We start from the raw sequence: 23,833 nt of genomic DNA on the forward strand, positions 1-23,833 counted from the left end.
TTGTTGCTGTGCCACAACGCACTCCTCAGATAGACAGCTTTTTGATGCGTTTGCCGCCGTAAAGCAGGTTGACGATGGCACGGGTTCCGACGATTGATGTAAACATCGAGGTTGCAACACCGATAGCCGTGGTGATAGCAAAGCCTTTTATCGAACCGGTACCCACCGCATAAAGAATAATCGCCGTGATCAGGGTAGTAATGTTGGCATCAACGATACTGGAGAACGCGCCTTTATAGCCTTCATGAATCGCCTGCTGAACGGAACGTCCGTTCTTCAGCTCTTCCTTGATACGTTCGTTAATCAGTACGTTGGCATCAACTGCAACCGCAAGGGTCAGTACGATACCGGCAATACCCGGCATGGTCAGCGTTGCCCCTGGCAGCAGGGACATGATCCCAACAATCAGAACCAAGTTAGCCACCAGCGCGGTTGTCGCAATCACACCAAACTTACGATACCAAACCACCATAAACAGAATTGACGCCACCAGACCCCACAAGCAGGCTTCCAGACCCTGGGTGATGTTCTGCATCCCCAAAGTTGGACCGATGGTACGTTCTTCAACAATCTGAATCGGCGCAATCAACGCACCCGCGCGCAGCAGCAGGGAGAGCTGGCGAGCTTCATTCGGATCGTTAACGCCGGTAATGCGGAAGCTGTTACCCAGACGTGACTGGATAGTCGCGACGTTGATAACTTCTTCTTGCTTAGCCAGAACCGAACGACCGTTCGCATCTTTCTTACCGCTGTCTTTGTACTCCACAAACAGGGTCGCCATCGGTTTACCGATATTGTCCTTGGTAAAGTTAGACATGGCGTTGCCGCCAGCGCTGTCGAGGGAGATGTTAACCTGCGGCTGGTTGTATTCGTCCATGTTGGAGGTGGAGTCAGTGATGTGGTCACCGGTCAGGATCACGCGCTTGTACAAGACAACCGGGCGCCCATCACGGGTATTTTTCACTTCACTGTCGCCCGGCACGCGGCCAGAAGCAGCGGCAGTCGCATCAACGTTGGTGTTAACCAGACGGAATTCCAGCGTTGCCGTCGCACCCAAAATCTCTTTGGCGCGTGCAGTGTCCTGAATACCTGGCAGCTCAACCACGATACGGTCTGAACCTTGACGCTGTACCAGCGGCTCAGCCACACCCAGTTGGTTTACACGGTTACGCAAAATGTTGATGTTTTGCTGAACGGCGTATTCGCGGGCTTCGCTCAGGCGATCATCGGTCATCACGACGCGCGCGGCATTGTCGCCACTGGCGGTGATAACTAAATCACGGTGACGCGGGGAAAGATAGCTAACGGCGCTGTCGCGAGTTGCGGCATCACGGAAACGCACTTCGACACCATAGTTGTCGAGTTTACGGACCGTGGCGTAAGGAATATTTTTCTCGCGCAGGTCACTGCGCATGCTGTCCATGGTCTGCTCTTGCAGCTTGCTCAGCGCGGTATCCATGTCAACTTCCATCAGGAAGTGAACACCACCACGCAGGTCAAGACCGAGCTTCATTGGCTCAGCGCCCATCATGCTTAACCAGCGCGGCGTTGCTGGCGCGAGGTTCAGAGCAATAACAAATTTGTCGCCCAGGGCGCTGGTGAGGGCTTCGCGAGCGCGCAGCTGTACATCAGTGTCTTTAAAGCGGGCAAGGATTTGACCATTTTCCAGTGCAATAGATTTGCTTGGAATTTTGTCTTGATCTAATACGTTTTTGACTTGGTCCAGCGTTGCAACACTGGCGTCGGAGCCCCGAGCGCCAGTAATTTGAACAGCCGGATCCTCACCATAAAGGTTGGGAAGTGCGTATAGCAGACCGACGATGATCACAACGATCAGCATCAGATACTTCCACAAAGGATAACGGTTTAACACGGCAGTTCCCTTCGGGAAAATCGAAAATTAAAGAGCCTTCATCGTACCTTTCGGCAGAACGGCAGCCACGAAGTCACGCTTGATCATCACTTCAGTAGTGTCGTTCAGCGCGATAACAATGAAGCCAGTTTCAGCCACTTTGCTTACGCGACCGATCAGACCACCAGTGGTCATCACTTCGTCACCTTTACCGATGGAGTCCATCAGTTTTTTGTGTTCTTTAGAGCGTTTCTGTTGCGGGCGCAGGATCATGAAATAGAAAATCAGACCAAAAACGACCAGCATGATGACCAGAGAGTAAGGACTTCCCTGTGACGGTGCGCCGGTAGCTGCGACTGCATCGGAAATGAAAAGACTCATTTAAATTCCCTCATTGTTGTTATGAAACATAACGATATAACGTCTGTTTCTGTTTAAGCGACTCATTTAAAAGCGCCGCCAAAAAGCGACGCCGGTAAATCATTAAATAGAACTCGTCGTTAACACTTCAGGCTCAGAAATTAAGAGGTGGAACCTCTTTCCCTTTACGCTCGTAGAAGTCTTTTACAAACAGCTCTAATTTACCCTCTTCGATAGCCTGGCGTAAACCCGCCATCAGACGCTGGTAATAGCGCAGATTGTGGATGGTGTTCAGGCGCGCACCCAGTATTTCGTTGCAACGGTCGAGATGATGCAAGTAGGCACGGCTGTAATTGCGACAGGTGTAACAATCGCAATGCTCATCGAGGGTCGAGGTATCATCTTTATGCTTGGCATTACGGATTTTCACGATGCCGTCAGTGACGAACAGATGACCGTTACGCGCATTACGCGTAGGCATTACGCAGTCAAACATATCGACGCCACGACGCACGCCTTCGACCAAATCTTCTGGTTTACCGACGCCCATCAGATAACGCGGTTTATCTTCCGGGATCTGCGGACAAACATGCTCAAGAATACGGTGCATGTCCTCTTTCGGCTCACCTACCGCCAAGCCGCCCACAGCGTAACCATCAAAGCCAATATCTACCAGCCCTTTTAATGATACATCTCGTAAATCTTCGTAAACGCTACCTTGAATAATGCCGAACAAAGCATTCTTATTATTCAATTCGTTGTGGCGATCGCGGCTGCGTTTCGCCCAGCGCAGAGACATTTCCATTGAACGCTTGGCATAGTCCCATTCCGCTGGGTATGGCGTACATTCGTCAAAGATCATTACGATGTCAGAACCAAGATCGTTTTGGATCTCCATCGATTTTTCAGGGCTGAGGAACACCGGATCGCCGTTAATCGGGTTACGGAAGTGCACGCCTTCTTCTTTGATCTTACGCATCGCGCCCAAGCTGAACACCTGAAAACCGCCGGAGTCAGTCAGGATTGGGCCGTGCCAGTTCATAAAGTCATGCAGGTCGCCGTGCAACTTCATGATCTCCTGACCAGGGCGCAGCCAGAGGTGGAAAGTGTTGCCGAGCAAGATCTGCGCGCCAGTCTCTTTCACTTCTTCCGGGGTCATGCCTTTTACCGTGCCGTAAGTACCCACTGGCATAAATGCCGGGGTTTCAACCACGCCACGTTCGAAAACCAGACGTCCGCGACGTGCGCGACCATCAGTAGTGCTTAATTCGTACTTCACAGTGCCTCCAGCATCAGAGAAACAGTCTGATGAGGTTACTCCGCGGTGTTATCCGCAGAAAAAGAAAGCCCGAATGCATCGAATGCGTCCGGGCCAATGGTTACTGGCCGACCGCTTCTTGCGGAGCCAGAGGATTACGGTTGATGAACATCGCATCACCGTAACTAAAGAATCGGTACTGCTCCGCCACCGCCTGATGGTAAGCATTCATGGTGTTTTTATATCCGGCAAACGCGGAAACCAGCATGATCAGCGTGGATTCTGGCAGGTGGAAATTGGTCACCAGCGCGTCAATCACCTGATAGTCATAGCCCGGATAGATAAAGATCTTGGTATCGCCGAAGAATGGCGCAATCAGCGCGTCTTCTGCCGCCTTGGCGGCGCTCTCCAGTGAGCGTACTGAGGTGGTTCCCACCGCAATCACGCGCTTGCCGCGCGCTTTACAGGCCAATACCGCGTCGACCACTTCTTGTGGCACTTCAGCGTATTCGGCGTGCATCACGTGGTCTTCAATAGTGTCCACGCGCACTGGCTGGAAGGTGCCCGCGCCAACGTGCAGCGTCACAAAAGCAAACTCCACGCCCTTCTCTTTCAAGGCGTCCATCAGCGGCTGGTCGAAGTGCAAACCGGCAGTCGGTGCCGCAACGGCGCCAAGGCGCTCGCTGTAAACCGTCTGATACAGCTCGCGGTCGGCGTCTTCGTCCGGGCGGTCGATATAAGGAGGCAACGGCATGTGGCCGATCTCTTCCAGCAGAGTGAAGACATCGCGATCTTCATTAAATTCCAGCTCGAACAGCGTATCGTGGCGCGCCACCATGGTGGCTTTGATGTTTTCGTTATCGCCTAATAGCAGTTCTGCGCCCGGTTTAGGCGACTTTGAAGCACGGACGTGAGCCAAAATGCGTTTGGCATCAAGCACCCGCTCTACCAGCACTTCAATCTTGCCGCCGCTGACCTTGCGGCCAAAGACGCGGGCGGGGATCACGCGGGTATTGTTGAAGACCAGCAGGTCACCGGCGTCGAGCTTGTCGAGCAGGTCGGTGAAAATGCCGTGCGTCAGTTCGCCGCTTGGCCCGTCCAGCGACAACAAACGGCAGCCGCTGCGCTGGGTCTGCGGATAGCGGGCAATCAGGGACTCGGGGAGTTCAAAAGAAAAATCGGCAACGCGCATGGCTTTTCACTTCAGTTAACGGACAAAAACAGGCGGCTTAGTCTAGTGGTACGGGCCTTTTGCTGCAAGCTTCTACCCTAAGAAAGGCATATCCTGACATGTCATTGATCATGTTTCTTGCATTATACTGTGCGGATGAATTTTTTAGCTCATCTCCATCTGGCCTCACTCGCCAACAGTTCGCTACTCGGAAACCTGCTGGCCGACTTCGTCCGTGGCAATCCTGACTCGCTATTTTCCGCTGATATCGTCAGCGGCATTCGCATGCATCGGCGGGTCGACGTCATGACCGACACCCTGCCGGAAGTGAAAATCGCCCGCAGCTATTTCCGCGATGATTTCCGCCGCGTCGCGCCTATCACGCTGGATATGGTGTGGGACCACTTTCTGTGTCGCCACTGGGCCACGCTCTCGCCGGACATTGAACTGGAAGCCTTTATCGAAGCTTGCCGCCAAGAGATTGAGCCGCAGCTGGACGGAATGCCGGAGCGTTTTATCAATCTGAATCGCTATTTGTGGTCAGATCGCTGGATGCAAAGCTATGCCGCGCTGCCCAATATCGGCAATGCCTTGTCGAATATGGCCGCCCGCCGCCCGAAACTCAGCGCGCTGGCTGGGTCATATCACGATCTGGAATTGAATTATGACGCGCTGGAACAACTTTTTTGGCAGTTTTATCCGCAGATGATGCTGCTAGCCAGAAAGCAGGAAATTTGACTTAAGGTGAAATTAATCGTGAATTGCGACACAATTCCCTGCAAATCAGCCGCTTATTTATAATAATATTTGCGACTTACTCCACAGACTGATAGTCGAATACTATCTGATTGATTGGTCTGATGGGGTTTATTCGCTTCCCCCCAGCCTCTATACTGGCTGTCGATTTATACACCCCTAATTCTTTTACCTCACCAATAGGAGTACTTATGGTCCTGGTAACTCGTCCGGCCCCAGATTTCACAGCAGCAGCTGTACTTGGTAGCGGTGAAGTTGTTGATAACTTCAACTTCAAAAAACACACTGCGGGCAAACCAACTGTTCTGTTCTTCTGGCCAATGGACTTCACTTTCGTATGTCCTTCTGAGCTGATCGCTTTCGATCACCGTTACGAAGAATTCCAGAAGCGTGGCGTTGAAGTTGTTGGTGTTTCTTTCGACTCTGAATTCGTTCACAACGCATGGCGTAAAACCCCTGTTGAGAAAGGCGGCATCGGCGAAGTTAAATACGCGATGGTTGCTGACATCAAACGTGAAATTCAGAAAGCCTACGGTATCGAACACCCAGACGCTGGCGTTGCGCTGCGTGGTTCTTTCCTGATCGACAAAGAAGGCGTGGTTCGCCACCAGGTTGTTAACGACCTGCCACTGGGCCGTAACATCGATGAAATGCTGCGTATGGTTGACGCGCTGCAATTCCACGAAGAGCACGGCGAAGTGTGCCCAGCTCAGTGGGAAAAAGGCAAACAAGGTATGGGCGCTTCTCCAGACGGCGTAGCTAAATACCTGTCAGAAAACGCATCAAACCTGTAATTTTTTATTAAGCCTCAGGGCTTTAAAAAAAATAACAGAGCAATAACGGTCAGCCTAGCTGGCCGTTTTTTTTTGGGATTTTTTTTCCGCTTTTTTCCCGCATAGTCATCACTGCCTTCACATTTATTTCATAAAACTCTGCCCGTTCAGGCCTATTCCATCTAACCTAAATACGTCTCATTTTTGCCTGCCACGTGGCGCGATAGATTGGCCTGCGCCTTGCATGGTTTCCTCCGGCAAGAATGAACGTTGTATAGAAAAAAAGCGTTATCACACAAGAACCTGAAGGTTCTGCACAGACAGGGTATCAAACAGGAGTTTATATGTTACTTAAATGGAAAAAGCCGTTAACCATAATGGCATTGCTGGTCAGCGGCTCGCTTCACGCGGCGTCCAACCCCGCGGTAGAAGCCAAAAACGGCATGGTGGTCACTTCGCAATATCTGGCCTCTCAGGTGGGTGTCGACATTCTCAAGATAGGCGGGAACGCCGTTGATGCCGCCGTGGCCGTTGGCTACGCTCAGGCCGTGGTTAACCCATGCTGTGGCAATATCGGCGGTGGGGGCTTCATGACGGTGCACCTTGCCGACGGCAAAGACACCTTTATCAATTTCCGCGAAACCGCCCCAGCCGCCGCCAGTGCCAACATGTATCTGGACGCCGATGGCAAAGTGAAAAAAGACGCCAGTCTGTATGGGTATCTCGCCTCGGGCGTTCCGGGCACCGTGCTCGGCATGGACACCGCCCAGCGCGAATACGGCAAGCTGACCCGCGAGCAGGTGATGGCTCCGGCGATTAAACTGGCCCGTGAAGGCTTTGTCCTCACCCGCGCCGACACGGATATCCTCGACACGACGGTAAAACGCTTCAAAGAAGACCCTGAGGCCGCGCGCATTTTCCTGCGCAAAGACGGCACTGCCCTACAACCGGGCGACAAACTGGTGCAAACCGACTTAGCCAACACGCTGGAATCCATTTCAAAACAGGGCCCGGATGCTTTTTACAAAGGTAAAATCCCGGCCGCGGTGGAAGCCGCGTCAAACAAGGGTGGAGGCATCCTGACCGCCGCCGACTTCGCCAACTACAAAGTCACCGAGACGGCGCCAATCACCTGTAGCTATCGCGGCTACAAGTTTGTCTCAGCACCGCCACCAAGCTCTGGCGGCGTGACCATGTGCGAAATCCTCAATATCCTCGAAGGCTATGACCTGAAGAGCATGGGCTTTAACTCCGCGGCGTCCATTCACTACATGACCGAGGCCATGCGCCACGCCTACATGGACCGCAACACCTATCTCGGCGACCCAGAGTTCATCAAGAACCCGATTGATCGTCTGGTCAGCAAAAGCTATGCCGAAGAGATTCGTAAGAAGATTCAGGCAGATAAGGCCACGCCTTCCGAACAAGTTCAGCCGGGAATGGAGCCGCACGAAAAGCCAGAAACCACTCATTACTCGATTGTCGACAGCATGGGTAACGCGGTTTCCACCACTTACACCGTCAATGGCCGCTTTGGTTCCGTGGTTATCGCGCCAGGAACCGGCTTCTTCCTGAATGACGAAATGGACGACTTCACGGTCAAAGTGGGTGAGAAAAACCTCTACGGTTTGGTGCAGGGCACGCGTAACTCCATCGCCCCCGGTAAGCGCCCACTATCCTCCATGAGCCCGAGCTTGGTGACCAAAGACGGCAAGATCTTCATGGTTCTGGGTTCACCGGGTGGTTCACGCATCATCACTATCACCCTGCAAACCGCCCTCAACGTGATTGATTTCGGCATGCCTCCGCAGGAAGCCGTTGACGCGCCGCGTATCCACCACCAGTGGCTACCGGATGAGGTGTATTACGAGCAGCGAGGCGTTTCAGCCGACAGTCTGAACATTCTGGCCAAGATGGGCTACAAGATGGTTGAGCAGACCCCGTGGGGCGCGACCGAGCTGATTATGGTCGGCCTGCCGGGTGCGGTTGGCGTGACGCCGGCTAACTCGGGCAATGACTCGGCTGTGTCGGGCAAAGTGCGTGAAGGCTATCTGTATGGCGCGAATGATGTGAGACGCCCGGCGGGCGCCGCCATCGGCTATTAATCTGCATCCTTCGCACCGTCTCGGCGGTTGGCTGCCTGTCCTCACCCCAGTCACTGACTGATGTAAGCTCCTGAGGCTTCGGGCAGTTGCCGCCTTGATACAGCGCGAATGATTTTGGTTAAACATAAATATGAAAAAGCCCCGAGCTTATGTGAGCGCGGGGCTTTTCTTTTAACGGATGTAAGTGCTTGCTTAGCTTTGCGCCGCCAGCTTCTTACGGTCGTTACGGCGTTTAAACGCGTAACCGATCAGCAGCACGGCGACCCACACCAGCCCGGCGTAAAGAGACACGCGCGTGGTCGGGAAGTAGCCGATTAAGCCAATGATAAAGAACAGGAAGATAATCGCGATAACCGAGGTAAACACCCCGCCACGCAGTGGGAATTCCAGCTCGCTCACCTGCTGTTTGCTCAGTTTGCGGCGGAAGGCGATTTGCGAGAACAAAATCATAATCCACACCCACACGGTAGCGAAGGTCGCCAGCGAGGCGATAACCAGGAAGACGTTTTCCGGCATGATGTAGTTGAGATACACCGCCACCAGCAGCGCCGCCATCATCACCAACACCGTGACCCAGGGAATGCCGCGACGGGACACCTTGCTGAACATCTTCGGCGCGTGGCCCTGACCCGCCATGCCGTGCAGCATGCGACCCACGCCAAACACGTCGCTGTTAATCGCTGAAAGCGAGGCGGTGATCACCACGAAATTCAAAATACCGGCAGCAATGGTGATGCCCATGTGCTGGAAAGTCAGCACGAACGGGCTGCCCTGCGTCCCGACCTGATTCCACGGGAAGATAGACATAATCACAAATAGCGTGCCCACGTAGAACACCAGAATGCGCCACGGCACGGAGTTAATGGCTTTCGGAATCGACTGCTTCGGATCTTCAGCTTCTCCGGCGGTGATACCAATAATCTCAATCCCGCCGTAGGCAAACATCACCAGCTGGAGCGAGAGAATGGTGCCCATAATCCCCTGACTGAAGAAGCCGCCGTTGCTCCACAAATTGTGAATCCCGGTAGGCTGCCCGCCGTTGCCGATACCCCAAATGATGATGCCGAAGCCCGCCACAATCATGATGATGATGGTCAGCACTTTGAAGAAGGAGAACCAGAACTCCAACTCGCCGAAAACTCTGACGCTCATCAGGTTGATGCCACCGATGATAAGCACCACGCTCAGCACCCAAATCCAGTGAGGCACCTCGGGGAACCAGACGCCCATATAGATGCCGAAGGCGGTGACGTCGGCGATGGCGACAATCAAAATCTCGAAGCAGTAGGTCCAACCGGTGATGTAACCCGCCAAAGGCCCGAGATAATCCTGCGCGTAGCGCGAAAACGAGCCGCTCTGCGGGTTGTTAACCGACATCTCACCCAGCGCGCGCATGATGATAAACGCCACGATCCCGCCGACCAGATAGGCCAGCAACACGCTTGGCCCGGCTAACTTAATCGCGTCCGCCGAGCCGTAAAACAGACCGGTGCCGATGGCCGAGCCGAGCGCCATAAAGCGAATGTGTCGGGTAGTCAGGCCGCGCTTTAACTTAGTCGCTGGCGGCTCTTTCTCAACTGATTGCTGCATGTGAATTTATCCAATTCTTTTGTTCATCAAGGCTGATGAGGGACTCAAACCAATGAAAAAGCCACGGAAGGGTTTTCCGTGGCCTGATTGGCGAAACATTCTTCAAACGCAATTATATGACTGAAACGTGACGCCAGTGAACCACCAATGTCATTTACTGATGAGCCGTCACGCTGCGCGGTCCGCTAATCTTGTCGTAAATCCCAGCGAGAACCAGCATCACCAGCGAAGGTGGCAGCCATGCCAGGCCCTGCGCCGCCAGCGGCAGATTCGCAGTCCAGGCTGGCATGATATCAGCCAGAGCCGAGGCTTTAACGCCATCGACCAGTCCGAACAACAGGCTAACCACCATTACCGGTGCCACGATGCGCGTGGTGCTATTCCACCAGCGCAGGGTGAAGCTCAGCACCACCAGCACGATACAAGGCGGGTAAATCGCCGTCAGCACCGGGATAGAAATCTGAATCAAATGGCTCAGGCCCAGATTCGACACCAGCATAGAGAACAGGCCGAGGATAAACACCAGCGAGCGGTAAGAGAGTGGCAGATACTGGGCGAAGAACTCCGCGCAGGCGCAGGTCAGGCCCACCGCCGTCACCATACAGGCGATGAAAATCAGCGCGCCAAGGAAGAAGCTACCCACGCCGCCGAAGGTGTGTTCGACATAAGCATGCAGAATAACCGCGCCGTTAGTGGCGTCAGGCACCAGCGAGGCGCTATTTTCGCCCAGCTTGAACAGGCTGAGGTAGACCAGCATCAGGCCGACACCGGCAATCAGGCCCGCCAAAATAGTGTAGCGAGTCAGCAGCTTGGCGTCAGACACGCCGCGAGAGCGCGCCGCGTTAACAATTACAATACCAAACACCATCGCGCCCAGCGTATCCATCGTCAGGTAACCATTGACGAAACCGCTGGAGAAAGGCACGTGCTGGTAGGCTTCGGCAGCAGGCATGCTCTGCCCCGCTGGCCACAACACGGCGGCCAGACCTAAAACGCCCAGCGCGACCATTTTCAGCGGCGCGAGGAAGTGGCCCACGGTGTCCAGCAGGCGGCCCGGATAGAGGGAGATACCAATCACCAGCGCGAAGTAAACGACGCTATAAATGAACAGCGGCAGCGGGCCGTCGCCGGTTAGTGGTGCGATCCCGACTTCAAAAGAGACGGTGGCAGTACGCGGCGTGGCGAACAGCGGCCCGACGGCCAGATAGCAAACCGTAGCCAGCAAAATGCCCGCGGCGCGGCCAATCGGCGAGCTCAGCGCGTCAACACCACCACCCACACGAGCCAGTGCAATCACGGTCATGACCGGCAGGCCCACGGCGGTTATCATAAACCCTGCCGCCGCCCACCAGACTGCGGGACCGGCCTGTAAACCGACCATCGGCGGGAAGATGATATTCCCGGCACCGACGAATAAGGCGAAGGTCATAAAGCCCAACGCCAAAATATCTTTGCTTGATAAACGAGTACTCATGATTGGTGTCGTGTTGCCTGTTCAAATGAATAAAGTGACCGATGCTAACGCCTGTTCTTTCGTTATAACGTCAATGAGCGAGATAACCGCCTGACAATGCCATTTCGAGGAGAGAAAGAAGCCTAAAATGCCTGATGATATGCAGATGAAATGTTGTAATTCAGGAATAGTTCAGCGACAGCGGGCGGTAAGGTAAACGTTTATGTCGTGAAAAGGCAAGCCGAGATCCAAAAAGCAGAGCCTTAGACCAGACTTTTACCAAAAAGCAGTGCATATCACTAAGTCACTAGAGATATGCAAAACATGATATGTATGATTATTCATCAAATTAAGCACAAGATACAGACTATTGCCGCTAAAACTGCGCGAAATCGCCAAGAACGGGTCGTTTCCCGTACGTTTATAAGGTGTTAATGAAAGGTTGAGCTACTGATTGGCAGGCTGGGGTAAGCCTCTGGCATAAAAGAAAAAAGCTGCCCGATGAGCAGCTTTTATTTTTTAACATTCATGCCAGCAGAATATTACTTCGTATCTTTCACTTTGCCCGGCGTAGCGGAACTGGCTGGCACCACCAGACGCTGTGGCAGGGTAAACATAAATCGCGTGCCGACACCCACTTCGCTCATGATATCCAGCTTTGAGTTGTGGTGGCTGAGCGCGTGCTTAACGATTGCCAGCCCCAGCCCGCTGCCGCCCGTCTGTCTAGATCGCGCTTTGTCGACGCGGTAGAAGCGCTCCGTCAGGCGCGGCAGGTGCTGTGGCTCAATGCCCGGCCCGTTATCACTGACCTGAAACTGCGCCCCCAGCGGCGTTTGCTGCCAGCTGACTTCAATGCGCGTGCCAGTCGGCGTGTGGTTCACCGAGTTATACACCAGGTTAGACACCGCGCTGCGCAGCTGATCCTCATTGCCAAACACCTGCAACTTGTCGTTTACGCGGAACACAATCTCGTGGCGACCATTACTTAAAGTCTGCACCTCGCGCTCCAGCATGCCCATCATCAGCGGCATATCCACCTTCTCATTGAGATCAATGTTGGTGGCTGCTTCGATGCGAGACAGCGTCAGCAGCTGTTTCACCAGTCCGTCCATGCGTCGCGTCTGCTCCTGCATGGTGTCCAGCGCCTTGCTGCGGAAAGGCTCTTCCAGCTTGGCGTCTTCCATCATCTCCAGATAGCCCTGCAACACGGTCAGTGGCGTGCGCAGCTCATGGCTGACGTTGGCAAAGAAGTTGCGACGCGCCCCTTCCAACTGACGCATTTGGGTGACGTCACGCGCCACCATCAGCAGCTGACCTTCGGAATAAGGCATCACGCGGAACTCAACGTAGTGCTCATTATTGAGCTGCAAATTCAGCGCGCGGTTAAATTCTCGGTTCTGAATCCAACTGCGAAACTCGGGGTAACGCAGCAGGTTGAAGATATGCTGCCCGTTATCTTCCGGCCAGCGGAATCCCAACAAATCCTGAGCCAAGCCGTTACACCAGAAAATATTGCCTTCTTCGGTCGCCAGCACCACGGCATCGGGCAGAGACTCTGCCCCGCTGCGAAAACGTTTGATGAGTTGACCGAGTTCACGCCGCCGCCGACGGTTACGCATTTGCATCTGGTTCAACCCATAAAACAGCGGTTCCCAGCTCCAGCGGCCATTTGGTGGGGTGATGCTGCGATCGAGCCACAGCCAGTGAGAGAGTTTAAGCTGGTTATAATAGTTCCAGCCCAGCGCCGCCAGCAGCGACGCAAATAGCAGCCATCCGTAATGGCCGAAGAAAATACCGATGATCAATGCTGGCAGACAGAACAGAAACAGTTCCCCCGCCAGACGCTTCCAGGACAGACGTTCTAACACACAGATTCTCCGCTGCGGCGAGCCGAAAGGCCCCTACATACTATACCCAAAATCATGGGGTTACCGAGCGCGGCCTTGCGCCCAGACATCCTGAAGTATCAAGGGTATAAATGACTCAGTAACGGGTAGAGAACCGGTAACCCGTTCCACGTACCGTTTGAATCATTCTGTCATGTCCGCTGGTTTCTAACGCTTTACGCAAGCGACGAATATGAACGTCTACCGTGCGATCTTCAACATAAACGTTAGTGCCCCAGACGTTATTCAGCAACTGCTCACGGCTGTAAACCCGCTCAGAATGCGTCATAAAGAAGTGCAGCAATTTGAATTCTGTCGGCCCCATGTCCAGCGCCTGCTCGTTCGCCATAACGCGATGAGAGGACGGGTCGAGGCTCAGCCCCTGCATGTCGATCACTTCTTCCACCGCCATCGGGGAAATTCGACGCATTACGGCTTTAATACGCGCCACCAGCTCTTTCGGAGAGAAAGGCTTGGTGATGTAGTCGTCCGCGCCCACTTCCAGACCGCGCACTCGGTCTTCCTCTTCGCCACGGGCTGTCAGCATCATGACCGGGATTTCACGCGTTAGCGCTTCGCGTTTGAGATGTTTGATAAACTGAATGCCGGAACCGCCCGGTAACATCCAGTCGAGCAAAATAAGCTCGGGGAATGGCTCAATCAACCGGGCTACTGCCGAGTCGAAATCTTCTGCTTCCACTGCCTGGTAGCCGTTTTGTTCCAGTACAAAGCACACCATTTCACGGATCGGAGCTTCATCTTCAACCACTAAAATACGTCTAGCCATCGTAGGTCCTGCCAAAAGGTTAGCGATCATTGTTTGATTGCGGAGGGGATTATGCGTCAGTTTTGTGACATTTTTATGAAAATCGCTCAGCAGCCAAACTAAGTGTAGCTAAGCCTTCATTAATGCGTCATGTCGTTGAAATCCGCCTGATTTAGCGAGGACAGCCCCCAGCCTGACGTTTATACTTTGCGGCAAACTGTTGCAGCACACCAACAACGGGAGTTTCATGCGCCTGATCCACACTTCAGACTGGCACTTAGGCCAGTATTTCTTCACCAAAAGCCGTGCCGCCGAGCATCAGGCGTTTTTGCGCTGGTTGATAGAACAGGTGGAGCGCCATCAGGTTGACGCCGTGATTGTGGCAGGTGACATCTTTGATACCGGCTCGCCGCCGAGCTATGCTCGCGAGCTGTACAACCGTTTTGTGGTCGATCTGCAAAGTACCGGCTGCCAGCTGATCGTGCTGGCGGGTAACCACGACTCGGTCGCCACGCTGAATGAGTCCCGCGAGCTGCTCTCCTGCCTGAATACCCGCGTAATTGCCACCGTGGGCGAAGACTTATCCCAGCAGGTTCTGACCTTAAATCATCGCGACGGCACGCCGGGCGCGGTACTGTGCGCCATCCCCTTCCTGCGCCCGCGCGACCTGATTGCCAGTCAGGCCGGGCAGTCCGGCAGCGACAAGCAGCTGGCGTTACAGGAAGCCATCGCCGCGCACTATGACGCGCTGTATCAGGCAGCGCAGGCCGAACGCCAGAAACTGGGCCTGCCTCTGCCCATTATTGCCACCGGCCACCTGACCACCGTCGGCGTCAGCACCTCGGACTCGGTGCGCGACATTTATATCGGCACCCTCGACGCCTTCCCGGCGCAGGCTTTCCCGCCGGTGGATTATGTCGCCCTTGGGCACATTCACCGCGCCCAGTGCGTGGCGAAAACCGAGCATATTCGCTACAGCGGCTCGCCGATTGCCCTGAGCTTCGACGAGCTGAGTAAGGTGAAAAGCGTCTATTTATTGGATTTCACCGGCGACCAGTTAAACAGCATCGACACGCTGGAGATCCCGCAATTCCAGCCGATGCAGATGATCAAGGGCTCTTTGGCCGAGATTGAACAGCAGCTGAAACAGTTTACCGACGCCGCCCGCGACCAGCCGGTGTGGCTGGATATCGAGGTCGCCACGCAGGACTACCTGAGCGATATTCAACGCCGCATTCAGGCTCTCACCGCCGACCTGCCGGTGGAAGTGGTGCTGCTGCGCCGCAGCAAAGAGCAGCGGCTGAACAGCATTTCTCAGCAGGAAAAAGAGACCTTGAGCGAGCTGAGCGTCAGCGAAGTTTTCGAGCGCCGTCTGGCACTGGAAAGCGAAGTCGATGAAAGCCGCCAAAGCAGAATGCGCACCCTGTTCGCGCAAATCGTAGAACAAGTACAAAGCGGCGAGTCAGCGGAGGACGGCGCACAATGAAAATTCTCAGCCTGCGGCTTAAAAACCTGAATTCGCTGGAAGGCGAGTGGAAAATCGATTTCACCGCCGAGCCTTTTGCCAGCAACGGGCTCTTTGCCATTACCGGCCCGACCGGCGCGGGGAAAACCACCCTGCTCGACGCCATCTGTCTGGCGCTTTACCACCAGACGCCGCGCCTCAACGTGTCGCCAACCCAAAACGAGCTAATGACTCGCCACACCGCAGAATCACTCGCCGAAGTGGAGTTTGAAGTGAAAGGCATTGGCTATCGCGCCTTCTGGAGCCAGCGCCGGGCCAAGAACTCGCCGGACGGCAATCTGCAAGCGCCCAAAGTAGAACTGGCGCTGCTCGCAGACGGCAAGATCCTGGCCGACAAAGTGCGCGACAAGCTCGACGCCATCGCCCAGCTCACCGGGCTGGATTTTGGCCGTTTCACCAAGTCGATGATGCTGTCGCAGGGGCAATTTGCCGCCTTCCTCAACGCCGATGCCAATGACCGCGCCGAGCTGCTGGAAGAGCTGACCGGCACCGAGATTTACGGTCGGCTGTCCGAGCAGGTTTTTGAGCAGCACAAGCAGGCGAAAAACCAGCTCGAAGGCTTGCACCAGCGCATGGCGGGCATTGAGCTGCTCAGCGAAGAGCAGCGCCAACTGCTGGAGAGCCAGCTGGCCGAGGTAAACCAGCAAGAACAGCAGCTTAGCCAGCAGTCTCAGGCGCAGCAGCGCGATCTCAACTGGCTGCTACAGTGGCAGCAGGCGCAGCTCAAGCAGCAGCAATATCAGCAATTGCTTCAGGCCAGCGAGCAGGACGCCGCGCAGGCCGCGCCGCAGCTGTTGCAACTGGCGCAGAGCGAACCAGCGGAGAAACTTCGCCCCCTGCTCAATGACCGTAATCGGCTGCGGCAGGACAATCTGGCGCTCAGCCAGCACCTCAAGGAGTTGGGCGAGCAGCAGGCCAATCAGCTTCAGGAGATGTCTCCTCTGGCACACGCCGTCGAGCAGGCCCGCGCGGCTCGCCAGCAGCAGGTTCAAACCCAAGAGCAGCAGCAGAAGCTGATTGACGAGCAGGTGCAGCCGCTGGACAACCAGATTGCCCAGCTGAACAAAACTCAGGCAGACAGCCAACAGGCTTTATCCGACACCCAAAAGCAGGCGACGGAGCTAGCGACAACCTTAGAGCAGCTTAGCGCTGATCGCCTGAAGCTAGAGCAGCAGAGTCAGCAGCATCAAGCCCAACAGGCGACACTCGCCGAGGCGCTGGGTAGCCAGCAAAATCAGCAGGCCGAGCTGGAAAAACGCCATCCGCTGGCAGCATTGCAGCAGCGACAGTCCGAGCTGACTCGCCTGCGCCCGGTGCGCCAGCAGCTGTTTTCCCTCGCCCAGCAGTATCCGCAAATCAGTCAGCGGGTTGAGCAACAGAGCCAAGAGTTTACCCAGCGTCAGGCTGAATTAGCCGCAGCCGAGCAGCAGCTGGAGCAGATTCGCCAGCAGTTTAAACAGCAGAAAGCCCACCAGACCGACGTCGAAAAACTGCTTGAGCAAGAGAGGCAGATTGTCCGTCTGGAGGCCGAGCGTTCGCGTCTGCAAACTGGCGAAGCTTGCCCACTGTGCGGCTCGACCGAGCACCCGGCCATTGAGCAATATCAGTCAGTTAAGCCGTCAGAAACCGAGCAACGCGTGGCAGAAATGCGCGCCAAAACTGAGGCGCTGCACACGCAAGGCACCGAGCTGCGGGCCAAAACCGAGAGCCTGAAAGAGCAGCAGGCGCGGCTGCAAAACCAACTGGTTCGGGACCAAAACCAGCAAAAAGCCTATCTCGAAAGCTGGCAGCAGCTGAGCGCTCCGCTCAATCTCAGTTTTGAATTACAAGACGCGCCGCAGCTGGAGCAATGGCTGGCAGAGCGTGACCAAGAAGAGCAGCAGTGTCAGCAACTTAGCAGTCAGCACGAGCAGCAGGCGCGGGCGTTACAGCAGGCGAAAGATGCCCTGACGGCGGCGCAGAGCGAGCAGCTCAAAGCCCAGCAGCAGGCCGCGTTATTAACGGAACGCTTCACGCTGATGCAAACCAGCCATGCCCAGCAACAGCAGCAGTTGGCAAAGCTTCAGCAGCAGGTCGCTCAAGATGGCGAAAGCGTGCAAAAGCTCCGTCATCAGCGCGTGGCGCTGTTCGGCGAACAGCAGATCGCTCAGGTGCGCGAGCAGCTGCGCGCCCAGCTGCAAGCCAGCGAAAATGCCTTGCAGGCCGCCAGCGAGCAGCTGCAAAAATCGCAGGAGTTGCGCGACAGGCTGGCCGGGCAGGTCGCCAGCGCGATCGCCTCTCAGCAGCAGTTGACCGAGCGGTTGCAGCAGGCCGAAAGTGCGTGGCAGCAGGCGCTGAGCGCCAGTGATTTCGCCGACGAACAGGCCGTCAGCCTCGCGCTGCTCGACGATGCGCTGCGCCAGCAGTTGCAGCAGCGCAAAGAGCAGCTTCAACAGAAACTGGCCGAGCATCGCGCCCTGCTGCAACAGGCCAACCTCACTCTCGAACAGCAGCGCCAACAGCGACCGGAAACCCTGAGTGAAACCGACAGCGATACCGCGCCGCTGGCCGCACGCCTCGAGCAATTGGCCCAGCAGTTAAAAGCCTTGCAGCAGCGTCAGGGGGAGATCCGCAACCAGCTCACCACCGACGTCACGCGCCGTGAGGGGCAGCAAAGCCTGATCGCGCAGATTGCTCAGTCCCAGCAGCTGTGCGACGACTGGGGCTATTTGAACTCGCTGATTGGCTCAAGCGACGGCGCGAAATTCCGCAAATTTGCCCAAGGTCTGACATTGGATCATCTGGTGTATCTGGCGAATAAGCAGCTGGAAAAGCTGCACGGTCGCTATCTGTTGCAGCGCAAAACCAGCGACGCGCTGGAGTTGCAGGTGGTGGATACCTGGCAGGCCGACTCGGTGCGTGACACCCGCACCCTGTCGGGCGGCGAGAGCTTCTTGGTCAGTCTGGCACTGGCGCTGGCGCTCTCCGATCTGGTGAGTGACAAGACTCGCATTGACTCACTGTTCCTTGATGAAGGCTTCGGCACCCTCGACGCCGACACGCTGGACACCGCGCTGGACGCCCTCGACAGCCTAAACGCCTCGGGTAAAACCATCGGCGTGATCAGCCACGTGGAGGCCATGAAAGACCGCATTCCGGTGCAAATCAAAGTCACCAAGGTCAATGGTCTGGGGGTCAGCCGTCTCAGCAGCCAGTTTAAAGTCTAATTTTCGCCCGTTGAGAACCAACAATGGCTAGCCAACCGCTAGCCATTTGCACATCTATAACCCAGCTTTTCTCATCTTGCGCACCAGCGCGGTGCACCTCTCCTGTTTTAGCCTGCTGAAAATGCAGGCTTTTCTGCTTTTCACCAACATGGCACGGCCTGTGCTTGGGGTTATGTATACAAGTTGCGGTACAAGCTGCAACCCCTCATTAACCCGCAAGAGGCCAGCCGATGAAAAACAGCAAACCTGAGTCATCTCTCGTCAATCCCCGCCGCCGCCAACTGATGAAATGGCTGGCGATCACCGGCGGAGCCATGACCCTCGGCGGCATGGTGCCTGCCAGCGCCTTTGCCGCCGATGACGATGAAATCCGCATCGGCTACTGGCCGATTGTTGGCGGCCTGCCTTTTTATGTCGCGCTGGAGCAGGGCTTTTTCAAACAGGCCGGGCTGAATGTCAAAGGGGTGAAGTTCGCCAGTGCCCAGCAGATTATCGAAGGCATGCTCACCGGCCGCATACACGGCTGCGCCAACGGCACGGCCACCGGCGCGCTGGGGCTTGGCGCAATCACCCAGCCCGACTTGTTCAAAATCATCTGCTCGAACCCGTCGAATCGCACCTTGGTGCTGGACGAATTCTTAGTACCACTCGACAGCAAGGCCACGTCGATTGCTGATCTGAAAGGCAAGAAAATCGCCTGCGGGCCGGGCATTCAGAACGTCACCATGGCGAAAATCATTCTGGAGAAAAACGGCTTCACCAACCCCTCGGTGATTGAACTGCCGGTCGGCCAGCACGCCCCAGCGCTGGCGGCGGGCCAGATTGATGGCGTCTACACCCTCGAACCTACCGGCACCGTCGGGCGCATGAAACACCTGTCGCGCACGCTGGAAACTGGGGTTATCTCGAAATATGTGCTGGGCGATGCCGATGCCCCTTGGTTTGGCGGCGCGGCGGCGCTGAATACGGCCTTTATTAAAAACAGCCCGGACGCGGCGAAAAAGTTTATTGCCGCCTACGCCCAGGCCGTGGAGTTCATCAGCGCCAACCCGGACAAGGCGCGCGCCAACATCGCCGGGTATACCAGCATTGAGCCTGCGCTGGTCAGCGAAGTGCCGCTGCCGGGCTTCGTCATGTATCCGCAGCTCAACGGCGACAATCTGAAGTGGTTCCAGAAATTCTATGACGTCTTTACTGAGCGTAAAATCTTCAGCAAGCCGGTGGACGTGGCGTCGCTGATTTATCAAGGTTAAACAGGGAGAACCGCCATGACTTCACGCTGGTCTACGAAATTATTGCCGCTCATCGGCCCGGTTCTGCTGTTTCTGTTCTGGCAGTTAGCTGTCAGCGCGAAATGGCTCAATCCGGTGCTGCTGCCCTCGCCGGTGGAGACGCTGAGCTATATGTTCCAGTCGTTTTCCGACGCCAGCATGCGCACGGATATCGGCGCGACGCTCTATCGCACGCTGATGTCATTTGCCTTTGCGGCGGTGATTGGCGTGCCGCTGGGGGTGGTATTGGGCAGCAGTGAAAAGGTCTACCGCAGTCTGGAGTTCCTCATCGACTTTTTCCGCTCCACGCCCTCTTCGGCGCTTATCCCACTGTTTATGCTGATCTTTGGCATTACCGATGCCAACAAAATCGCCATCGCGGCCTTCGCGGCGGTGCTGGTTATCCTGTTCAACAGCGCCTATGGGGTGATGAATGCCAAGAAGACCCGGCTGATGGCTGCCAAAGTGATGGGGATTTCGCGCTGGCACATCTTCAAAGACATCATGCTGATGGAAAGCCTGGCGCAGACCTTTGTCGGCCTGCGTACCGGCGTGTCGATTGCGCTGGTGATTGTGATTGTCGCCGAGATGTTTATCGGCGCGGAAACCGGCCTGGGTCATCGCATCATCGACGCCCAGCAAGTGTTCAATATCAAAGACATGTATGCCTCAATCCTGATCACCGGCGCCATCGGTTATCTGCTCAATCTGGCCTTCCTGCTAGTGGAAAAACGTATCGTTCACTGGAGTAGCAAAGCATGACGCAACCTCTCTCACTTCGCGATGACTACAAGGGGCCGCAGCTGCCGCAGTACCCTTCTCGCCCCGACACCCACGTGACGATTCGCGGCCTGTCGAAATCTTTTGCCGGCCAGCCGCTGTATACCGACTTTAATTTGGATCTGCCTCGCGGAAAAATTGTCTCCATTTTCGGCCCTAACGGCTGCGGCAAGTCGACCCTGATGAACATGGTGGCCGGGCTGATCCCGCTGGATCAGGGCGAGGTGCTGTTCGACGGCAAAACGCTGGCGCAAACCACCATCGGCTATGTGTTCCAGAACTACCGCGACGCGCTATTCCCGTGGATGAGCTCGTGGGCCAATATCGCCTATCCGCTGGTGCGCCACGGCATGAACAAGGCCGAGGTAGAGGCCCGCGTGGCGGAGCTGGTGGCGATGTTTGATATTCGTTTTGACCTCAAACGCTACCCTTATGAGCTTTCAGGCGGCCAGCAGCAGACGGTTTGCATCATGCGTGCCTTGGCGACGCGCCCGGAGGTGATGTTCCTCGACGAGCCGTTCTCGGCGTTAGATTTCGAAATGACGCTGTTTATCCGCGACAAGTTGCAGGAAGTGCAGATGGCGACGGGGGTGACGATGGTGATTGTGTCTCATGATCTTGAGGATGCGGTATTTCTGGCCGATGAGATCCTGCTGCTGACCCGCAGGCCCACGCGCATCGCGGAAATCGTGCCTTTCGACCTGCCACGCCCGCGCGACGCGGAAATCATGAGCCATGCCGAGTTTATCCGCGTCAAAGCCCATACGCTGGCCGTGTTTAAACGCGAGATGGCGCTGTAGTTGGTTGCTCAATGGCCCCGGCCTGCCGCCACTGGCGCGGGCTGACGCCAAACCAGCGGCGGAATGCCCGCGAAAAGGCGCTGACTTCGGAGTAGCCGAGCAGCAGCGCCATTTCGGAAATCGGCAGCTGCTGTTGCTGCAAATAGTGGGTCGCCAGCTCGCAGCGCACCTTGTCCACCAGCTGGGTAAAGCTCAGGTTCTGCTCGCGCAGGCGGCGCTGTAAAGAGCAGGCCGACAGGCCCAGTTTGTCTGCTACTTCATCCAATACCGGCTCGCCGCGCAGCAGTGCCTGACGCACTCGCGAACGGGCGCTGTCGACGATTGACTGCTGCGAAGGCGCGTCGGCGTTCAGTCGGCGAATGGCGTCCTGCATCACCAGCAGCAGAGTTTGGTCGCGCTCCGGCATGGCGCGCTGTAAATCCCGTTTGGCAATCAGCAGCGAGTTGTAAGGCTGGTCGAAGTAGACCGGCGCGTCGAAAATTTTGCAGTGCTCGTGCCACTGGTGCGGGCGCGGATGCTCAAAATGCACTTCCCGCGGCGCCCAGCTTTTGCCTAAGCCGTGGCGCAACAGATTGAGGATCATCCCCAGCGTCAGTTCGGCGTCCTGCCGTTTACACAAAATACTGCCGTGGCGCACCTGATAGTCAAAACGGTAGTGATCGCCCCTGTCCACCAGCCGGGTCAAGGTGTTGTGCTGATGAAAAGGAAAGGCGTTCACCACGTTTTGAATCGCGGTTTCTACCGTAGAAGAACAGAGGCCAATGTAGCCAATCAGCCCCAATGACTGGGGTTTGAACTGTCTGCCGTAGTGCAAACCGAAGTTATCGCAGCCCGACTGCACCGCCGCCTCTTCCAGCACCTGACAGTAGTTCGGCAAGCCTAGGCTCAGCGTGGGCTGTTGCAGCAGTTCGGGGTTGATGCGGCACAGCCCGAGCACGCGATCCACATCCGCCCCTTTCGACAGAATAAACTCGCTAAGCCCAGACGCCGCCGCGGCCAGCACGCCGCGATTGCCAGCCTCGTGCTGCCCCAGCGCGCTGAGCGCCCCGTTCAAACCCGGCGTGAAGCCGGTTAGCGGTTGAAGTAAAGGTTCAGTGTGCATGTTCTTCCACTCCATAAGGCAAACAGGTCAGGAAGTTCTGCAAGTTTCGTACCAGCACGGCGGGAAGAACAAATGCAGTCAGGACAGAGACTTAGCGCCGCAGGGCTGGACAAAGCCTCAAGCGGCGCACAGAAAACGTGCAGCTTGCTTCACGCCCGCGCCTGATGTTGCGGCAGGCGCGCGAGATAATCGCGGCATAAACGCAGGCTTTCGGCTTCCCAATCATCCCCCAGACTTTGCGCCATTTCGGTGGTGGCGTGCGATCCGCGCCAAGCCAGCAGTTGGATCCGCCGCTGGACGATCATCGTGGGGATCACCGCCAGATCCGCCTCGCTCAGCGGGCAGACGCGCTGATAGCCGCGAAGCCAGTGCTCGACCCACTCCGAGGCGCGCGGGTGGTGCTCAACAAAGCTGATCGCCGCCGCCGCGTCATGCATATACCAGCCCATGCCGCAGTCGTCGAAGTCGATCACCCGGGTTTCGCCCTCATGCATCAGCAGGTTGGTGAGGCGCAGATCGGCGTGGATCAGCCCGAAGCGTTCGCTGCTTTTGCCATAGTCTTGCAGCACATGATGAATGTGCCCGATGGTCTGTTCAATCAGTGGGAAATCCTCTTCGCGCAGCCCCGGCGCGTCCTGCCAGCGCCCCCAATGGCTCTGCGGGCCAACCATGGTGTCGTGATCCCAGATGATGCGTCGGAACCCTTCGGGTTTGGCCCAGCTTCGGCTGTGTTGGTGCAGGCGTGCAGTCACCTCTCCCAACTGGGCAAAGGCGCGCGGGTCAACCTCGGTGGTCGGCATCTCGCCCTCAATCCAGTGGAAAAAGGTGATATTGCGGCTTTCGCCGTCGCCCACTGGCAGGGTCTGCACCCGATGACCGTCGAGCGCCACAATCGCCTCTGGCACCATGATGCCGGTATGACGCAGAGCGTCCAGCCACGCCAATTCGCTCTCTATCTCGTCGCGATGGTGGTAATCCCCGCGATGAATGCGTAAGGCAAAACGCTGGCCGCTGTCGCCACGCACCAAGAAAGTGGCGTTTTCCGAGCGACACAGGAGGGATAACTCCCCGCGAAAAGCGGCGGGATAGCGCAGCAGCGCCTCGCGGGCTAACTGGGTCAGGCTGGCGGCATCAAGCGTATCGGACTGTTTGGCATTCATAGTGTTCACTCCGGCAGGT

The 23,833-nt window shown here is 56.0% G+C and carries 18 protein-coding genes; 8 read left to right on the forward strand and 10 right to left on the reverse strand.

Features of this window, described 5'->3' with window-relative positions; all coding sequences use genetic code 11:
* Nucleotides 1-25 precede the first annotated feature (25 nt).
* From secD to queA, 4 genes are all read right to left on the reverse strand, one after another.
* Nucleotides 26-1,873, reverse strand: coding sequence for a protein translocase subunit SecD (gene secD / locus SBO83_RS08180; protein ID WP_396131129.1), 1,848 nt, complete (start codon nucleotides 1,871-1,873; stop codon nucleotides 26-28).
* Between the two features lie 27 nt (nucleotides 1,874-1,900).
* The gene (gene yajC, locus SBO83_RS08185; RefSeq protein ID WP_034792440.1) at nucleotides 1,901-2,233 is read right to left on the reverse strand and encodes a preprotein translocase subunit YajC; all 333 of its coding nucleotides are present in this window, start codon (nucleotides 2,231-2,233) and stop codon (nucleotides 1,901-1,903) included.
* A 133-nt stretch (nucleotides 2,234-2,366) separates the two neighbouring features.
* The gene (tgt, locus tag SBO83_RS08190; protein ID WP_396131131.1) at nucleotides 2,367-3,491 is read right to left on the reverse strand and encodes a tRNA guanosine(34) transglycosylase Tgt; all 1,125 of its coding nucleotides are present in this window, start codon (nucleotides 3,489-3,491) and stop codon (nucleotides 2,367-2,369) included.
* A gap of 100 nt (nucleotides 3,492-3,591) precedes the next feature.
* The gene (queA, locus tag SBO83_RS08195) at nucleotides 3,592-4,662 is read right to left on the reverse strand and encodes a tRNA preQ1(34) S-adenosylmethionine ribosyltransferase-isomerase QueA (protein ID WP_396131132.1); all 1,071 of its coding nucleotides are present in this window, start codon (nucleotides 4,660-4,662) and stop codon (nucleotides 3,592-3,594) included.
* Between the two features lie 135 nt (nucleotides 4,663-4,797).
* Here queA and SBO83_RS08200 point away from each other — a divergent pair, with 135 nt between their 5' ends.
* The 3 genes from SBO83_RS08200 (at nucleotide 4,798) to ggt (ending at nucleotide 8,275) form a co-directional block, all read left to right on the forward strand.
* Nucleotides 4,798-5,379 carry an ACP phosphodiesterase gene (locus tag SBO83_RS08200; RefSeq protein ID WP_396131133.1) on the forward strand — a complete coding sequence of 194 codons (582 nt, stop codon included), beginning with the start codon at nucleotides 4,798-4,800 and terminating at the stop codon, nucleotides 5,377-5,379.
* Between the two features lie 209 nt (nucleotides 5,380-5,588).
* Nucleotides 5,589-6,191 carry a peroxiredoxin C gene (locus tag SBO83_RS08205; protein ID WP_353503135.1) on the forward strand — a complete coding sequence of 201 codons (603 nt, stop codon included), beginning with the start codon at nucleotides 5,589-5,591 and terminating at the stop codon, nucleotides 6,189-6,191.
* Nucleotides 6,192-6,514: 323 nt separating this feature from the next.
* Entirely contained in the window at nucleotides 6,515-8,275 is a 1,761-nt protein-coding gene (gene ggt, locus SBO83_RS08210; protein ID WP_396131134.1) for a gamma-glutamyltransferase, read from the forward strand.
* Nucleotides 8,276-8,467: 192 nt separating this feature from the next.
* Here the strand turns inward: ggt and proY are convergent, their stop codons facing one another.
* The 4 genes from proY to phoB form a co-directional block, all read right to left on the reverse strand.
* A complete protein-coding gene (proY, locus tag SBO83_RS08215) occupies nucleotides 8,468-9,865 on the reverse strand; it encodes a proline-specific permease ProY (protein ID WP_396131135.1) in 1,398 nt (465 codons plus the stop codon).
* A 154-nt stretch (nucleotides 9,866-10,019) separates the two neighbouring features.
* Nucleotides 10,020-11,339, reverse strand: a complete 1,320-nt coding sequence (brnQ, locus tag SBO83_RS08220) for a branched-chain amino acid transport system II carrier protein (protein ID WP_353503138.1) — start codon at nucleotides 11,337-11,339, stop codon at nucleotides 10,020-10,022.
* Between the two features lie 521 nt (nucleotides 11,340-11,860).
* Complete coding sequence (gene phoR, locus SBO83_RS08225) at nucleotides 11,861-13,186, reverse strand: phosphate regulon sensor histidine kinase PhoR (RefSeq protein WP_185689390.1); 1,326 nt, start codon at nucleotides 13,184-13,186, stop codon at nucleotides 11,861-11,863.
* 115 nt (nucleotides 13,187-13,301) lie between these two features.
* Nucleotides 13,302-13,991, reverse strand: coding sequence for a phosphate response regulator transcription factor PhoB (gene phoB, locus SBO83_RS08230; protein WP_034792463.1), 690 nt, complete (start codon nucleotides 13,989-13,991; stop codon nucleotides 13,302-13,304).
* Between the two features lie 226 nt (nucleotides 13,992-14,217).
* On the opposite strand from phoB, the gene sbcD reads away from it, so the two are divergent.
* From sbcD to SBO83_RS08255, 5 genes are all read left to right on the forward strand, one after another.
* Nucleotides 14,218-15,456, forward strand: a complete 1,239-nt coding sequence (gene sbcD / locus SBO83_RS08235) for an exonuclease subunit SbcD (protein WP_396131136.1) — start codon at nucleotides 14,218-14,220, stop codon at nucleotides 15,454-15,456.
* Complete coding sequence (gene sbcC / locus SBO83_RS08240) at nucleotides 15,453-18,701, forward strand: exonuclease subunit SbcC (RefSeq protein ID WP_396131138.1); 3,249 nt, start codon at nucleotides 15,453-15,455, stop codon at nucleotides 18,699-18,701. The genes sbcD and sbcC overlap by 4 nt, the downstream gene beginning before the upstream one ends.
* Nucleotides 18,702-18,931: 230 nt before the next feature.
* Complete coding sequence (locus SBO83_RS08245; RefSeq protein ID WP_396131139.1) at nucleotides 18,932-19,954, forward strand: ABC transporter substrate-binding protein; 1,023 nt, start codon at nucleotides 18,932-18,934, stop codon at nucleotides 19,952-19,954.
* A 15-nt stretch (nucleotides 19,955-19,969) separates the two neighbouring features.
* Entirely contained in the window at nucleotides 19,970-20,734 is a 765-nt protein-coding gene (locus tag SBO83_RS08250; protein ID WP_353503141.1) for an ABC transporter permease, read from the forward strand.
* On the forward strand, nucleotides 20,731-21,552 hold the full coding sequence (locus SBO83_RS08255; RefSeq protein ID WP_396131141.1) for an ATP-binding cassette domain-containing protein: 822 nt from the start codon (nucleotides 20,731-20,733) through the stop codon (nucleotides 21,550-21,552). The genes SBO83_RS08250 and SBO83_RS08255 overlap by 4 nt, the downstream gene beginning before the upstream one ends.
* Here SBO83_RS08255 and qhpR read toward each other — a convergent pair.
* Together qhpR and SBO83_RS08265 are read right to left on the reverse strand one after the other, a co-directional pair.
* Nucleotides 21,530-22,654, reverse strand: coding sequence for an AraC-like transcriptional regulator QhpR (qhpR, locus tag SBO83_RS08260; protein ID WP_396131142.1), 1,125 nt, complete (start codon nucleotides 22,652-22,654; stop codon nucleotides 21,530-21,532). The two genes, SBO83_RS08255 and qhpR, sit on opposite strands and share 23 nt — an antisense overlap.
* A gap of 149 nt (nucleotides 22,655-22,803) precedes the next feature.
* Nucleotides 22,804-23,814, reverse strand: a complete 1,011-nt coding sequence (locus SBO83_RS08265; protein WP_396131143.1) for a phosphotransferase — start codon at nucleotides 23,812-23,814, stop codon at nucleotides 22,804-22,806.
* Nucleotides 23,815-23,833: the final 19 nt, after the last annotated feature.

This window comes from Ewingella allii (assembly GCF_044430645.1).
Taxonomy (GTDB): Bacteria; Pseudomonadota; Gammaproteobacteria; order Enterobacterales; family Enterobacteriaceae; genus Ewingella; species Ewingella allii.